This is a genomic window from Ectobacillus antri (genome assembly GCF_003852715.1).
In the GTDB taxonomy this organism is placed as follows: Bacteria; Bacillota; Bacilli; order Bacillales; family Bacillaceae_G; genus Ectobacillus; species Ectobacillus antri.
Genome location: NZ_RIAV01000021.1, coordinates 1 through 14,461 on the forward strand (window position 1 = coordinate 1; position 14,461 = coordinate 14,461).

Genomic DNA, 14,461 nt, shown 5'->3' on the forward strand with positions numbered 1-14,461 from the left:
TAAGATCCCTGAAAGATGATCAGGTTGATAGGTCAGAGGTGGAAGCGCGGTGACGTGTGGAGCTGACTGATACTAATCGATCGAGGGCTTAACCAAATATAAAAAGCAGAGGCGAGCGTTTAGCGAGCTAAAGCTAGATTACGAATACACTATGTTATCCAGTTTTGAAGGAATATGCCTTCAAATGTCTAGTGATGATGGCAAAGAGGTCACACCCGTTCCCATACCGAACACGGAAGTTAAGCTCTTTTGCGCCGATGGTAGTTGGGACCTTGTCCCTGTGAGAGTAGGACGTCGCTAGGCACACAGTAAGCCGGTCATGTTGACCGGCTTTTTTATTTTGTGTATTAAAGTTTAATCCTAATATCCGTATTTATTAATTATGGTGTGTGGAGGATACAGCCCAAAGTGCATAGCGCTAAGGAGATTGCCTGATGTTTTCGCAAAGTGAACTTCTGTAACAAAAATCAATAAAAAAACCTTAAGACTTTGTTTTAACAGAGCTTTTGTTTTATATAACATAGAGTATGGTAAATCAAATAAAGATAGGCACCAATAAAATGCCTATATCATAAACTATAAAACAAAAAATTATCTAAATAATTTAAAAAATGTATAAAATTTAAGATAACAGTTAACTATAATAATACGGAGGTGAAGGGTTTGGAGAATACAATAAATGCAATGAAATCTTGTATTGTATGTGATCTTGAAAAGCCTACTGGTATTATGTTGTATAATGGATTCATATGTGAGAGTTGCGAAAAGGATATTGTATGTACAGAAACCAATGATCCTAAGTATGAATTTTATCTTACGAAATTGCGGAGGATACACGCGTGATACTCTCCTTATAAAAAAGTGAGTTTCTGTATTTAAAAATTTGTAAAACAGTAGGCTATAGTCTATTGTTTTTTATCTTTTCACCTGAATTATTCTCTAAAAAGTATGGAAAAGATAGCTTGGCAAACAGATCGGGATAGCTCCATTCTCTTCTACTGAACGACTTATTATAGTAAACTGTCAAAGGATATATAAGTAAATACTAATTAAGCTGAGGATAATAAAAATGAATCAATTAAAAACTCCTTTGTATGATGCATTAGTGCAATTTGCTCATCATAAACCTGTATCGTTTCATGTACCAGGTCATAAAAATGGGCGCTTTGCCTCTAAACATGCCAGTAAGTATTTTAATAATTTACTAGAAATTGATGTGACAGAGTTAAGCAATTTAGATGATTTACATCATCCAACAGAATGTATTAAGGAAGCAGCGGAGCTTGTTGCAGATTTATATGAAGTCAAAAAAAGTTTTTTGTTAGTGAATGGTTCTACCGTAGGGAACTTAGCAATGATTTTAGCTACATGTCGTTCCGGAGATATAGTATTAGTGCAACGCAACTGTCACAAGTCGGTTATAAACGGCATTGAGCTGGCCGGTGCTGTGCCGGTGTTTTTACGAACAGAGGTAGATGAGAAAGCGCAAGTTCCTGTTGGTGTAGCATATGAGACACTAGAAGCAGCTATTGAGGCATATCCACATGCCAAGGCACTTATTTTAACACATCCCAATTATTATGGAATGACACAAAATTTACAAAGTATGATTAATCTTGCACATAAGCATCACCTCGTCGTGCTGGTTGATGAAGCACATGGTGCACACTTTTGCTTAGGACATCCTTTTCCTAAATCAGCCTTAGCTTACGGTGCAGATATCGTTGTGCATTCAGCTCATAAAACGTTGCCTGCTATGACAATGGGATCTTATTTACATGTAAATAGTAGTAGAGTGGAAGAGGAAATGGTTGCCGAATATCTACATATGTTACAATCAAGTAGTCCGTCCTATCCAATTATGGCATCTTTAGATTTGGCGCGCTTTGAGTTAGCACAAATAAAAGAAAGTGACATAGAACCGCTACTTGCCTTTTATCGTGTATGGAAAGAGCGACTTGCATGTATACCGCAAATTGAAATGCTATACCCAAACGACCCGCTAAAAGTCATTATACAGACAAGATGCACTTTATCAGGCTTTGAGCTGCAAGCACTGTTTGAGGAAAAAGGGATTTATACAGAACTAGCAGATGTGTATAATGTACTATTTATTTTGCCATTGTATATAGATGAAACGCTTGTACAAGTAGTAGATATTATCGCAGATGCTTTACGTGCGTATCCTGTGATGCCAAGTAATAAACTTGCTGCACCGAGCGAACCGCTACTGCAAGCGTTAGAGATTCCTTATCGGCAATTAGCTAAATTCCCTAAGAGGGAGTTACCTCTTGAGAAAACGTTAGGCTATCTCGCAGCCCAACCTGTTGTTCCCTATCCGCCTGGCATTCCATTACTTTTAAAGGGGGAGCGCATTACAAACACTCATCTGCGTCAGATTATGTACTTGAAAGAGGCTGGAGCAACATTTCAAACCGATATAGAATATATCAAAGTATATGATTCGACACCCCCATGCCTAAAGGCAGACTAAAGTCCTGCATGGGATGAAAGTATCGCAAATTCTGTAAAGAAAGGGAATAGATTATGAAGTTTATCACAATTGAAGGGCCTGAAGGATCAGGTAAGACAACACTATTAGCTAAGCTTGTTCCTGTCTTGCAACAAGAAGGATATAATGTTCTACTTACAAGAGAACCAGGTGGTATAGAGATTTCAGAAAAAATTCGTGAAATTATTCATGACCCATCACATCTTGCGATGGATGCAAGGACGGAAGCTTTATTGTATGCGGCTGCTCGTAGACAGCATCTTGTAGAAAAGGTAATACCAGCATTGGAAAGAGGAATAATCGTTATTTGTGATCGATTTATAGATAGTTCACTTGCCTATCAAGGCTTCGCACGAGGCTTGGGGATGGAAAATATTTTAGAAGTCAATCGCTTTGCGACAGAAGGATGCATGCCGGATCTTACTATTTATCTAGATATCGAACCGGAAGTAGGATTAGCTCGTATTCATAAAGATAATGAAAGAGAAATTAATAGACTGGATTTAGAAGGAGTATCTTTCCATCACAAAGTAAGAGAAGGGTATCTACAGTTGTTAAATTTGTTTCCTGAACGTATTAAGCGTATTGAAGGAGATCAAGAAGCGGATCAGGTGTTACAGGATGTATTGTACCTTGTAAAACAGTATATAAAAAAAGCGGAAACATAACATATGCACAAGAAAGTTGGTATAATAAAGATATAAGTAGTCCTTTTATGAAATACGATATAAGTGAGTGATATAAAATGGGAACAACGTGGGAGCAATTCATGGTTGTACAACCGCTTGTTGCAAAGATGTTAACCAATAGTATAAAGAAAAATAGAATATCCCATGCCTATTTATTTGAGGGCTCAAAAGGAACAGGAAAGCTAGATGCGGCTTTGCAACTTACGAAAAGTGTATTTTGTGAACAACGTAATGGGTATGAACCATGTCAATTGTGTCGAAATTGTAGACGTATTATGTCAGGCAATCATCCGAATGTGCACATCGTAAAGCCTGAAGGTACTTCTATTAAAAAGCAACAAGTGCAAACTTTACAAGAGGAGTTTGCTAAGACTGGCGTTGAGTCTAATCAAAAAGTGTATATTATTGAGCATGCAGATCGTATGACAACGACAGCGGCAAATACATTGTTGAAATTTCTAGAAGAACCCCATACTGGCACAATGGCTATCCTCCTAACAGAAAACAGTCATAAGATTTTAAATACAATCCTTTCACGTTGCCAAACGCTAACCTTCCAACCACTAGTAAAGCATGCCATGGTTATGAAGCTTGAGGAAAAAGGTATATCTAAACCATTTGCACTAACTGTTGCACAGTTAACAAATAATATCCAAGAAGCGGAAGAACTATGTAACGATGAATGGTTTGCACAAGCTAGAACTTTAGTGATAAAATTATGTGAGGCTTTAGGAGATGCCTCATCGCTTTTTTTTGTTCAAGAAAAGTGGCTTAAGCATTTTACAGATAAAGAGCAAATTCAAATTGGTTTGGACTTATTACTCCTAATTTATAAGGATTTATTATATGTTCAACTTAATGAAACGGGAAATATAACATTTATTGACCAACAATCTTTATTTGAGACGTTCTCCTATTCTCAAAAACGTATTGTTTCGGCACTTTCAAATATATTAGAAGCAAAAAATAGGCTAAATGCTAATGTAAATGTACAGCTTACATTTGAACAATTGGTATTGCGCTTACAGGAGGGGTAGTTGCTTGTACGATGTAGTAGGAGTACGGTTTAAAAAAGCAGGAAAAATCTATTACTTCGACCCAAACCATCTTGATATTCCTGAAAACGAATTCGTTATTGTAGAAACAGTAAGAGGAATTGAATATGGTAAGGTTGTAATGAATCGAAAAAAGGTTGCTGAAAACGATGTAGTGCTTCCTCTGAAAAAGGTGCTTCGTATTGCGGATGAAAATGATCGAAGTATTGTGGAAGAAAACAAAACGGCTGCGAAGGAAGCTTATCGTATATGTTCAGAAAAAGTAGCAATTCATGAGTTAGATATGAAGCTTGTGGATGTAGAGTATACATTTGATCGGAATAAAGTTATTTTTTATTTCACTGCAGACGGTCGTATTGATTTTAGAGAGCTTGTAAAAGATTTGGCCGCTATATTTCGGACACGTATTGAATTAAGACAAATTGGAGTACGTGATGAAGCGAAAATGCTAGGTGGAATAGGTCCTTGCGGTAGGATGCTATGTTGTTCTACATTTTTAGGTGATTTTGATCCAGTTTCTATTAAGATGGCAAAGGATCAAAACTTATCTTTAAATCCTGCAAAAATTTCAGGACTGTGTGGTCGTTTAATGTGCTGTTTAAAGTATGAAAATGACGAATACGAAGCAGCAAAAGAGCAGTTACCGGATTTAGAACAAAAAATCCAAACACCAAGCGGTCTAGGACGAGTAGTTGGATTAAATATATTGGAGCGTTTAATTCAAGTGGAGCTTATCGGAAAAGACCGTGTTATTGAATATACATTGGACGAGCTAATTAATGGAGGCGTCGTTTCTAGTCAAGCCACGGATTAATGGGGTGGATGCTTGTGGAGAAAAAGGATATTTTCCAATCTGTTTCGAGTATGGAAGAGCAGATTGGACATTTATATAAGCAATTGGGTGAATTAAAGCAACATCTTGCAGAGTTGTTAGAAGAAAACCAGCATATCAAAATGGAAAATGAAAATCTTCGTCAACATTTTGAACAAGTTTCACAGTCCAAGCGTACTCATTTTAAAGAGAGACAAAAGAAAGTAGCAAAAGATATTGGAGAAGGCTACGATAACTTGGCCAGGCTATATCAAGAAGGCTTTCATATTTGTAACTTACATTATGGGAGTGTTCGAAAAGAAGGAGATTGCTTATTTTGCCTTTCTTTTCTCAATAAAAAGTGAAATTACCTTTCCAAGAGATTGGAAAGGTAATTTTTATATAACGTTAAAGGAGCTTACGTATGCATTTGTATGATGATGAACGGTTAGATTATTTACCTGGAGAGGATATAAAAATCATTCAAAGTCCCTCTGTATTTAACTTTTCGTTAGATGCAGTGTTGCTTGGAAGATTTGCTTGGTTACCTATTCAAAAAGGAGAAATTTTAGACTTATGTACTGGTAATGCAGTTATACCTCTGCTCATGAGCAGGCGTACGAAGGGAAATATTACAGGTGTTGAAATACAAGAGCGTATTTATCATATGGGTGTACGCAGTATAGAAGAAAACAGATTGGAAGAACGCATTCGTTTAATTCATGGAGACTTAAAAGATATGCCGAATGTGCTAGGATATCATAAGTTTGATGTTGTAACGTGTAATCCGCCCTATTTTCAAACACCAAATACGTCAGAAATAAATCCAAACAAGCATTTAGCTATTGCCAGACATGAAATTATGTGTACGCTAGAGGATGTAGTACGTGTTAGCAGTCAACTTGTGAAGCAAGGCGGTAAAATTGCTTTTGTCCATAGGCCTGGAAGGCTTTTAGATATTGTTACTCTTATGAGAACATATAAGGTGGAGCCGAAGCGTTTGCAACTTGTATATCCAAAAGCAGGCAAGGAAGCAAACATGCTTTTGATAGAGGGAATAAAAGATGGAAATCCGGATTTAAAAGTATTACCGCCACTTACTGTTTATCAAGATAATAATGAATATACAGAAGAAATGCGTGCTATTTTGTATGGAACATAACCATTACTTTTACGTAGTCCAATGCAGAGATGGAAGCTATTATGCTGGTTATACAAATCGTTTAGAGCAGCGTATTCGTCAGCATAATGAAGGAAGGGGCGCAAAATATACAAGAGCGCGTAGACCAGTAACGCTTATGTATTATGAGGTATTCGCTTCAAAATCAGATGCGATGAAGGCAGAATATCATTTTAAACAGTTAAGACGCAATGAGAAAGAAGTTTATATGAAAAGAGGAGATTGCCATGTGGCAACAAAAGAGTTTTCAGCCCAATGACAAAGGTACATTATTTCTTGTTCCTACGCCGATAGGAAATCTAGAAGATATGACATTTCGAGCGATTCGCACTCTCAAAGAAGTAGACTTTATTGCTGCTGAAGATACAAGACAAACAAAAAAGCTATGCAATTATTTTGAAATTGATACGCCCATATTAAGTCATCATGAGCATAATAAAGAAACAAGTACACATAAAATTATTAGCCTATTAGAAGATGGAAAAACGATAGCTCTTGTAAGTGATGCTGGAACGCCATGTATATCTGATCCCGGTTATGAATTGGTAGTACAAGCAACCTCACTTCAGTATACAGTCGTTTCACTACCCGGTGCTAATGCGGCCCTTACTGCTTTAATCGCATCAGGCTTATCGACAAAGCACTTTTATTTTTATGGTTTTCTGCACAGGAATAAGAAAGAGCGCAAGCAGGAATTAGACAAGTTACGTTACATACAGGATACGTTGATTTTTTATGAAGCACCACATCGGCTCACAGAAAGTTTGCTTAGCATGCGTGAAGTGTTAGGAAACCGCAATGTAGCTATATGTCGAGAGTTGACGAAGAAGTTTGAAGAATTTATTCGAGGATCGTTAGATGACGTACTGGAATGGACTAAACAAGGAGAAGTACGAGGAGAATTCTGTTTATTAGTCGAAGGATCAAAAGAAGAAGCACTAATTGAAGATGCTTGGTGGGATAAGTTATCTGTTCTAGAGCATGTGCAATTTTATATAGATGAGCAGGGAGTTAACTCAAAAGAAGCTATTAAAACAGTAGCAAAAGAGCGAAATATGTCAAAACGAGATGTATATCAGGCATATCATATACATGAATAAAAGCTGAGCGAAATGCTCAGCTTTTATTCATGTATTACTTTACTGTTGTAAGATATTGTTGCAATTCAGAAAGAATAGCTTCTGCACCTTCAGGGCTAAGAATGATTTTTCCATCAGCTAAAGAAAGGTTGTCATCAGATACTTCACCTGTAACTTGGCAAGTCATGTTTGGTTTGTATTTTTTCAGAATGATTTTCTCATCATCTACGTAGATTTCTAATGCATCCTTTTCTGCAATACCAAGTGTACGACGCAATTCGATAGGAATAACAACGCGTCCTAATTCATCAACTTTACGAACAATACCTGTAGATTTCATATCTTTTCTCCTCTCAAATGCTATTTATTCATAAGATAATTATATATCTAAATTCGTCATTTTTCGACAAAATTTATTACTGCTTTATCATACCAATGATTTACATTTACGTCAATTATTAAATTCTAAATTTCTATAAAAAATTTAAGAAATATATAATGAAATGTAATAGATTTGACACATTTTTACTATCTATAAATATATAAAGATAGATAAAAAATAAAAATTGGATATATTTACAAAAATAAATTGTATATTTTGTAATAGAAAATAGCAGTATCAATTGTGATGAAATGTATATTTTTAGGTGGTAATAGAAATACCTGATAATATTGATTAGAATTGAGTGTTGTAGTCTCGTTTTTGTATAAAGATTTTTGATATACTAGTACTAGTACATAGGTTATTTGGGAGGATAAACAATGATAGAGGAAAAAAAGACTTTTTATATTACCACACCGATATACTATCCGAGTGGTAAGTTGCATATTGGACACGCATACACAACAGTTGCTGGAGATGCGATGGCTCGTTATAAACGCCTGCGAGGGTTTGATGTATATTATTTAACGGGAACAGATGAACATGGTCAAAAAATTCAAAAGAAGGCAGAAGAGTTACAGGTTACACCGCAAGATTATGTAGATGGCATTGTTGCAGGAATTAAAGAACTGTGGACTAAAATGGATATCTCGTATAGCGACTTTATTCGCACGACAGAAGATCGTCATAAAGAAGTGGTCGAGAAGATTTTTAAGCAACTCCTGGATCAAGGTGATATTTATTTAGATGAGTATGAAGGTTGGTATTCTGTACAAGATGAGACTTTCTATACAGAACACCAATTGGTAGATCCAATTATTGAAAATGGGAAAGTAGTCGGCGGAAAGAGTCCTGATAGTGGCCATCCTGTAGAGTTAGTAAGAGAAGAGTCTTATTTCTTCCGCATGGGGAAATATGCAGATCGTTTACTAAAGTTTTACGAAGAGAATCCAGGATTTATTCAACCAGAATCTCGTAAAAATGAAATGATTAATAATTTTATTAAACCAGGCTTGGAAGACCTCGCTGTTTCCCGTACATCTTTTGATTGGGGAGTTAAAGTGCCTGGTAATCCTAAACATGTCATTTATGTATGGATAGATGCACTATCAAACTACATTACAGCATTAGGATATGGTACAGATAACGATACAAACTATAAAAAATATTGGCCGGCAGACGTACACCTTGTAGGAAAAGAAATTGTTCGTTTCCATACGATTTATTGGCCAATTATGTTAATGGCATTAGATTTGCCGCTACCTAAGAAAGTATTTGCTCATGGTTGGATTTTGATGAAAGATGGAAAGATGAGTAAATCTAAAGGAAATGTAGTAGATCCAGTTATGCTCATTAACCGCTATGGTCTAGATGCTTTGCGCTATTATTTACTTCGCGAAGTGCCATTCGGATCAGATGGTGTATTTACACCGGAAGGTTTTGTTGAGCGTCTAAACTACGATTTGGCAAATGATTTAGGAAATCTATTAAATCGTACCGTTGCAATGATTGACAAATACTTTGAGGGTGAAATTCCAGTTTACGAAGGCATTGTTACAAATTTTGATCAGGACTTGCAAGATGTCGCAAAGGCTACTGTGGCTAAAGTAGAAGAGGCTATGGAAAATATGGAGTTTTCCGTAGCGTTAACAACGATTTGGCAGTTGATTAGCCGTGCCAATAAGTATATTGATGAAACGCAGCCTTGGACTTTGGCTAAGAGCGAAGAACATCGTAAACAATTAAGTGCGGTAATGGTTCATTTAGCAGAAGTACTTCGTCAGTCCGCTATTATGTTAATGCCTTTCCTTACTGAGACACCAGCAAAGATTTTCGAGCAGCTAGGTTTAACACAGAGTGAACTAAAAACATGGGACAGCTTAGGGAACTTTACAGGTATTGTAAAAGGAACAAAAGTAGCAAAAGCACAACCAATCTTCCCAAGGCTAGAAGTGGAGCCTGAGGTTGCATATATTCAAGAGCAAATGAAGGGCACAGCACCTAAACAGGAAGAGAAAGAAGAAGTTACACAAGAAATACAAGAAGTATCTGAGATTACAATTGATGACTTCTTTAAGGTAGAGCTCCGTGTAGCAGAAGTTTTAGAAGCTGAACCAATTAAAAAAGCAGACAAGCTACTCAAGTTACAATTAGATTTAGGAACTGAAAAAAGACAAGTCGTGTCTGGTATCGCACAGTATTATTCTCCAGAGGAGTTAAAAGGGCGTAAAGTGATTTGCGTAACGAACTTAAAGCCTGTAAAGCTTCGCGGGGAGTTGTCACAAGGAATGATTCTTGCAGGAAGCGATAATGGAAAACTTTCACTGGCAACAATAGATCCATCCATACCAAACGGTACAAAAATTAAATAAATCGACAAAAAAGGAGATGTTTCACGTGTAACAACTAGAAACATCTTCTTTCTTGTTGTAGGAATTCAAACTGTGTCGATAAATATCATTCTGTTACAAGGGATGTATTCTTTTTGTAAAGAAACTGTAATTAAACGAAGTTTTTGAGCTGATTTCTTGTCGTTTTTTGTAAAATATATACATGAGATGTATTCTAAATGTAATACAGTTGTTATTTCACTGTTAGGAAAGTAATTTTTTGTTATGTTAGACTTAAACACAGTAAAGGAGATCATGTAATGCTATTTGATACACATGCACACTTAAATGCGGAACAATTTGAAGAAGATTTGCAACAAGTAATTGAACGCACAAAGGAAGCGGGGATTTCTCGTATCGTAGTTGTAGGCTTTGATGAGGTTACTATTTATAAAGCAATGGAACTCGTTGAGCGTTATGATTTCATTTACGCAGCTGTCGGTTGGCATCCTGTTGATGCAATTGATATGACAGATAAACATTTACAGTGGCTAGAAGAGTTGGCCGCTCACCCAAAGGTTGTAGCTATTGGAGAAACGGGCTTAGATTATTATTGGGATAAATCTCCGAAAGAGATACAACAAGAAGTATTTAAAAAACAAATTAGACTAGCGAAAAAAGTGGGTTTGCCGATTGTAATACATAATCGAGAGGCAACACAGGATATCGTGGATATTTTAAAATCAGAAGGTGCGTCTGAAGTGGGAGGGATTATGCATTGTTTTAGCGGCAGTGCTGAAACAGCAAAGCAGTGCATCGAAATGAACTTCCTGATTTCTTTAGGAGGACCGGTTACGTTTAAAAATGCAAAAAAGCCGAAAGAAGTAGCGGCGCAAATTCCGCTTGAAAAACTTCTTATTGAAACAGATTGTCCGTACTTGGCGCCCCATCCGCATCGCGGCAAGCGAAATGAGCCAGCATATGTTTCACTTGTAGCGCAAGAGATTGCGGATATTAAAGGTCTTTCTTTCGAAGAGGTTGCTCGTGTAACCACTGAAAATGCGAAGCGAATCTTCGGTATCCAATAACATATGGTAAAGAGGGTTATATACGGAAGGTTATATAACTACAGGTGTGGTATAACCCCCTCTTTTTATCATTTCTTCTCCTATTATCTTACCGGCCCGGATTTACTAGATTCATAAGGGGAAGCTAGTCATTTGATCTCAAGCATAAAGGAGGCGTTCTTCGTGAATACAAAGAACCTGTTATTAAAGTTGAGGACAAGTAAAAAGCTAGCAGTAAAACTTACAAGTGCTCTAGTAATATCCAGTTCAGTAGGCACAGCAGCTTATGCCGGAACAAAAGATAATGTTACTGTTGATGTGGAAGGAAAAAAAGAGGCATTCCGTACCCATGCCGATACCGTAGGAGAATTACTTAAAGAAAAAGGAATTACAATTAGTAAATATGACCATGTTACACCGAGTGCATCTGCAAAAGTAACAGATAACATGAGCATTGTAGTCGAAAAAGCAGAAGCGTTTACTCTTGTAGTAAACGGTAAAAAAAGAGAATTGAAGTCTCCAGCTACAACAGTAAAAGAGCTTTTAAAGAATGAAGGTATTGAGCTTGGTGAACATGATAAAGTTACACCAAGTTTAGATACACCACTTAAAGAAAACGACACAGTAACAGTACGATATGCTTTTGCTCTTACATTAAACATTGGTGGAGAAGAGAAACAAATATGGTCTACTTCGGATACGGTCGCTGATCTTTTAGACGAACAACAGGTGAAGTTGAATGAAACTGACAGAGTAGAGCCGTCTCGTGATCAAACAATTACACCAAATATGCACATTAAGGTCACACATGTCGAAAAGGTTAGCGATGTAGTGGAAGAAGTGGTTCCGTTTGCTATAGTAAAGCAAAAAGATTCTTCCTTAGCTGTCGGAACTGAGAAAGTATTGCAAGAAGGCGAAGAAGGTAAAGTTCAAAAAACCTTTGAAGTTATTAAGGAAAATGGTGTAGAAGTTTCACGTGCTATCAGGAATCAGGTTACTTTAAAAGAAAGCAAAGATAAAATTATTGCAGTAGGAACAATGCAAACAGCGGCTGCTGAACCTTCTCGTGGTTCTGATGGTGGTGTTGTTGCTGATGAGTATTACGTGGAGGCTACTGCATATTCGCCTTACTGCAGAGGTTGTCAGGGAACAAGTGCTGGTGGATATAACTATAAAGCAAATCCAAATATGAAGTTGATTGCAGTTGATCCGCGTATAATACCGCTTGGTACGAAAGTATGGGTAGAAGGTTATGGATATGCGATTGCGGGTGATACTGGAGGCGCTATTAAAGGAAGAAAAATTGACGTTCTAATGCCAACAGAGGCTCAAGCTAGTGCTTGGGGCCGTAAACGAGTAAAAATTCGTATTTTAAGATAAAACAGGGGCCATAGGGCTTCTGTTTTTTTTATGTTGTTGCTTGATGTTGATATTTAGAGTGTATTTGAGTAAAGGGAGCCAGCGTAAAGCAAACTCATGTAATGAACTTTCACATAGCTCATAAGTAAGATAAACCACTAATAATTTTAGGAATGGCCCACTCTTTTCTATATGATTTGATCAGAAGCAGGCACAACCTAAGTTTGAACCATATTGATATAGCACTGTGTTAAAGCCCATTGTTAATCTAATTGGAGTGAAGGGGGTGAGACTCCGCAGGCGCATAGCTCTGAGGAGGCCCCTGACCGCCCGCGGAAAGCGAACTCCCGTAACGGAAATCAACAACAAACTTTAACAGAGTCAATGCTAAAAAAGAGGATTTGATTAAATAAAACATCCAACTGCGTATTGTAGTATAATAAGGGAATGCTCAATGTATACGAAATTTTTAAAGGATAAAATGATTTCCTATAGAGGCTTGTAAAGGTGAGTGAAAGTGTGTCAAACGGAGTGAGAATTAAAGAAGTTATTGTTGTTGAAGGCAAAGACGATACGGTTGCAATAAAAAGAGCTGTAAATGCAGATACAATTGAAACAAATGGTTCAGCAATTGGCGAGGATGTAATTGAAAGAGTTCGTCTTGCACAGGCAACAAGAGGCGTTATTATTTTAACAGACCCGGATTATCCAGGGGAACGTATTCGTAAAATTGTCGCAGAGAAGGTCCCAGGATGCAAGCATGCTTTTTTGCCAAAAGAAGAAGCAATTGCTAAGCGTAAAAACGGATTAGGAATAGAGCATGCGACACCTGAAGCAATTCGTCGTGCTTTACAAGATGTAAAAGAAGAAATGAAAGAATATATAAGTGAAATTACATGGGAAGATATTGTAGATGCAGGATTGACTGGAGGAGAAAAAGCGAGCGATCGGCGTATGCGTCTAGGCAAAATCTTAAAAATTGGACATACAAATGGTAAGCAATTGTTTAAACGAATTCAAATGTTTCAGATTTCAAAAGAGGCGTTTGCAGAAGCGATGTCTCAAGTGTTACAGGAGGAAAAGAAATGAAGGATATTGCAACACCTAATCGCACAAAATTGATACTTGAAAAATACGGCTTCTCGTTTAAGAAAAGCCTTGGGCAGAACTTTCTAATTGATACAAATGTATTAAACAGGATTGTAGACTGTGCAGATCTTGATAATACCTCAGGAGCGATTGAAGTTGGTCCGGGTATAGGGGCTTTGACAGAACAACTAGCAAAACGAGCGAATAAAGTTGTAGCGTTTGAAATTGATCAACGTCTTTTACCTATTCTTGAAGAAACACTGGCACCGTATCCACATGCTAAAGTCATTCACAGTGACATCTTAAAAGCCAATGTTAAACAGGTGATGAAGGAGGAGTTTGGAGAAGGTCAAGATGTGATGATTGTTGCGAATTTACCATACTATATCACAACACCCATTCTCTTTAAGCTGCTCGAGGAAAATCTACCAATTCGAGGCATCGTAGCCATGATGCAAAAGGAAGTAGCAGATCGGATTGCGGCAGGTCCGGGTACAAAGGAATACGGCTCATTGTCCATTGCAATTCAGTATTATACAGAAGCAGAAACAGTTCTGACTGTACCGCGTACGGTGTTCGTGCCACAGCCAAATGTGGATTCAGCGGTCATTCGTTTAACGAAGCGCTCTAAACCATTGGTTGATGTAACAGATGAAGCGTTCTTCTTCTCTGTCATTCGTGCTAGCTTTGCGCAAAGGCGCAAGACATTAATGAATAATCTTGCTAATAATTTAAGTGGTATTCCAAAAGATAAGGTATGGCTAGAACAAACATTGCTTCGTATTGATATTGATCCGAAGCGTCGGGGTGAAACATTAACTATTGAAGAATTTGCTCGTTTAAGCAATGCTTTGTTACAAGGGAAGACAGCTGCAGAATAAGCAGCTGTCTTTTTTGTAACTTTTTTT

The 14,461-nt window shown here is 37.2% G+C and carries 15 protein-coding genes and 2 rRNA genes; 16 read left to right on the forward strand and 1 reads right to left on the reverse strand.

What is annotated here, in order from left to right; all coding sequences use genetic code 11:
* From EEJ45_RS14845 to rsmI, 11 genes are all read left to right on the forward strand, one after another.
* Positions 1-96 (forward strand): 23S ribosomal RNA (locus EEJ45_RS14845); the annotation flags it as partial.
* 91 nt (positions 97-187) lie between these two features.
* Positions 188-303: ribosomal RNA gene (gene rrf, locus EEJ45_RS14850) — 5S ribosomal RNA — on the forward strand.
* 381 nt (positions 304-684) lie between these two features.
* Positions 685-843 (forward strand): sigma factor G inhibitor Gin, encoded by a 159-nt coding sequence (locus EEJ45_RS14855; RefSeq protein ID WP_124565639.1) that lies wholly within the window; start codon positions 685-687, stop codon positions 841-843.
* 226 nt (positions 844-1,069) lie between these two features.
* Complete coding sequence (locus EEJ45_RS14860) at positions 1,070-2,494, forward strand: aminotransferase class I/II-fold pyridoxal phosphate-dependent enzyme (protein ID WP_124565592.1); 1,425 nt, start codon at positions 1,070-1,072, stop codon at positions 2,492-2,494.
* Positions 2,495-2,547: 53 nt separating this feature from the next.
* Positions 2,548-3,180: a dTMP kinase gene (tmk, locus tag EEJ45_RS14865; protein WP_124565593.1), complete on the forward strand. Its 633-nt coding sequence runs from the start codon at positions 2,548-2,550 to the stop codon at positions 3,178-3,180.
* Between the two features lie 77 nt (positions 3,181-3,257).
* Positions 3,258-4,238, forward strand: a complete 981-nt coding sequence (gene holB, locus EEJ45_RS14870) for a DNA polymerase III subunit delta' (RefSeq protein WP_124565594.1) — start codon at positions 3,258-3,260, stop codon at positions 4,236-4,238.
* A 4-nt stretch (positions 4,239-4,242) separates the two neighbouring features.
* The gene (locus EEJ45_RS14875; protein ID WP_124565595.1) at positions 4,243-5,070 is read left to right on the forward strand and encodes a PSP1 domain-containing protein; all 828 of its coding nucleotides are present in this window, start codon (positions 4,243-4,245) and stop codon (positions 5,068-5,070) included.
* Between the two features lie 14 nt (positions 5,071-5,084).
* Positions 5,085-5,432, forward strand: coding sequence for a DNA replication initiation control protein YabA (yabA, locus tag EEJ45_RS14880; protein ID WP_124565596.1), 348 nt, complete (start codon positions 5,085-5,087; stop codon positions 5,430-5,432).
* A 59-nt stretch (positions 5,433-5,491) separates the two neighbouring features.
* Entirely contained in the window at positions 5,492-6,229 is a 738-nt protein-coding gene (locus EEJ45_RS14885) for a tRNA1(Val) (adenine(37)-N6)-methyltransferase (protein WP_124565597.1), read from the forward strand.
* Positions 6,219-6,506, forward strand: a complete 288-nt coding sequence (locus EEJ45_RS14890) for a GIY-YIG nuclease family protein (RefSeq protein ID WP_124565598.1) — start codon at positions 6,219-6,221, stop codon at positions 6,504-6,506. Before EEJ45_RS14885 ends, EEJ45_RS14890 begins: the two co-directional genes overlap by 11 nt.
* Entirely contained in the window at positions 6,475-7,347 is an 873-nt protein-coding gene (gene rsmI, locus EEJ45_RS14895; RefSeq protein ID WP_124565599.1) for a 16S rRNA (cytidine(1402)-2'-O)-methyltransferase, read from the forward strand. Before EEJ45_RS14890 ends, rsmI begins: the two co-directional genes overlap by 32 nt.
* A 34-nt stretch (positions 7,348-7,381) precedes the next feature.
* Here rsmI and EEJ45_RS14900 read toward each other — a convergent pair whose 3' ends face one another.
* Positions 7,382-7,666 carry a transition state genes transcriptional regulator AbrB gene (locus EEJ45_RS14900; protein WP_124565600.1) on the reverse strand — a complete coding sequence of 95 codons (285 nt, stop codon included), beginning with the start codon at positions 7,664-7,666 and terminating at the stop codon, positions 7,382-7,384.
* A 422-nt stretch (positions 7,667-8,088) separates the two neighbouring features.
* Here EEJ45_RS14900 and metG point away from each other — a divergent pair, with 422 nt between their 5' ends.
* From metG to rsmA, 5 genes are all read left to right on the forward strand, one after another.
* Positions 8,089-10,080: a methionine--tRNA ligase gene (gene metG, locus EEJ45_RS14905; protein WP_124565601.1), complete on the forward strand. Its 1,992-nt coding sequence runs from the start codon at positions 8,089-8,091 to the stop codon at positions 10,078-10,080.
* A 278-nt stretch (positions 10,081-10,358) separates the two neighbouring features.
* Positions 10,359-11,126 carry a TatD family hydrolase gene (locus EEJ45_RS14910; RefSeq protein WP_124565602.1) on the forward strand — a complete coding sequence of 256 codons (768 nt, stop codon included), beginning with the start codon at positions 10,359-10,361 and terminating at the stop codon, positions 11,124-11,126.
* Positions 11,127-11,288: 162 nt separating this feature from the next.
* Positions 11,289-12,485, forward strand: coding sequence for a G5 and 3D domain-containing protein (locus EEJ45_RS14915; RefSeq protein ID WP_245999956.1), 1,197 nt, complete (start codon positions 11,289-11,291; stop codon positions 12,483-12,485).
* Between the two features lie 510 nt (positions 12,486-12,995).
* Complete coding sequence (gene rnmV, locus EEJ45_RS14920) at positions 12,996-13,553, forward strand: ribonuclease M5 (RefSeq protein ID WP_124565641.1); 558 nt, start codon at positions 12,996-12,998, stop codon at positions 13,551-13,553.
* Positions 13,550-14,434 (forward strand): 16S rRNA (adenine(1518)-N(6)/adenine(1519)-N(6))-dimethyltransferase RsmA, encoded by an 885-nt coding sequence (gene rsmA, locus EEJ45_RS14925; RefSeq protein WP_124565603.1) that lies wholly within the window; start codon positions 13,550-13,552, stop codon positions 14,432-14,434. The genes rnmV and rsmA overlap by 4 nt, the downstream gene beginning before the upstream one ends.
* Positions 14,435-14,461 lie beyond the last annotated feature (27 nt).

What these genes read in the sequence shown, in the direction of transcription:
- EEJ45_RS14855 (WP_124565639.1), top strand. Translation starts at nt 685, where the DNA reads ATGAAATCTTGTATTGTATGTGATCTTGAAAAGCCTACTGGTATTATG.
- EEJ45_RS14860 (WP_124565592.1), top strand. Translation starts at nt 1,070, where the DNA reads ATGAATCAATTAAAAACTCCTTTGTATGATGCATTAGTGCAATTTGCT.
- tmk (WP_124565593.1), top strand. Translation starts at nt 2,548, where the DNA reads ATGAAGTTTATCACAATTGAAGGGCCTGAAGGATCAGGTAAGACAACA.
- holB (WP_124565594.1), top strand. Translation starts at nt 3,258, where the DNA reads ATGGGAACAACGTGGGAGCAATTCATGGTTGTACAACCGCTTGTTGCA.
- EEJ45_RS14885 (WP_124565597.1), top strand. Translation starts at nt 5,492, where the DNA reads ATGCATTTGTATGATGATGAACGGTTAGATTATTTACCTGGAGAGGAT.
- EEJ45_RS14890 (WP_124565598.1), top strand. Translation starts at nt 6,219, where the DNA reads ATGGAACATAACCATTACTTTTACGTAGTCCAATGCAGAGATGGAAGC.
- rsmI (WP_124565599.1), top strand. Translation starts at nt 6,475, where the DNA reads ATGTGGCAACAAAAGAGTTTTCAGCCCAATGACAAAGGTACATTATTT.
- EEJ45_RS14900 (WP_124565600.1), bottom strand. Translation starts at nt 7,666, where the DNA reads ATGAAATCTACAGGTATTGTTCGTAAAGTTGATGAATTAGGACGCGTT.
- metG (WP_124565601.1), top strand. Translation starts at nt 8,089, where the DNA reads ATGATAGAGGAAAAAAAGACTTTTTATATTACCACACCGATATACTAT.
- EEJ45_RS14910 (WP_124565602.1), top strand. Translation starts at nt 10,359, where the DNA reads ATGCTATTTGATACACATGCACACTTAAATGCGGAACAATTTGAAGAA.
- rsmA (WP_124565603.1), top strand. Translation starts at nt 13,550, where the DNA reads ATGAAGGATATTGCAACACCTAATCGCACAAAATTGATACTTGAAAAA.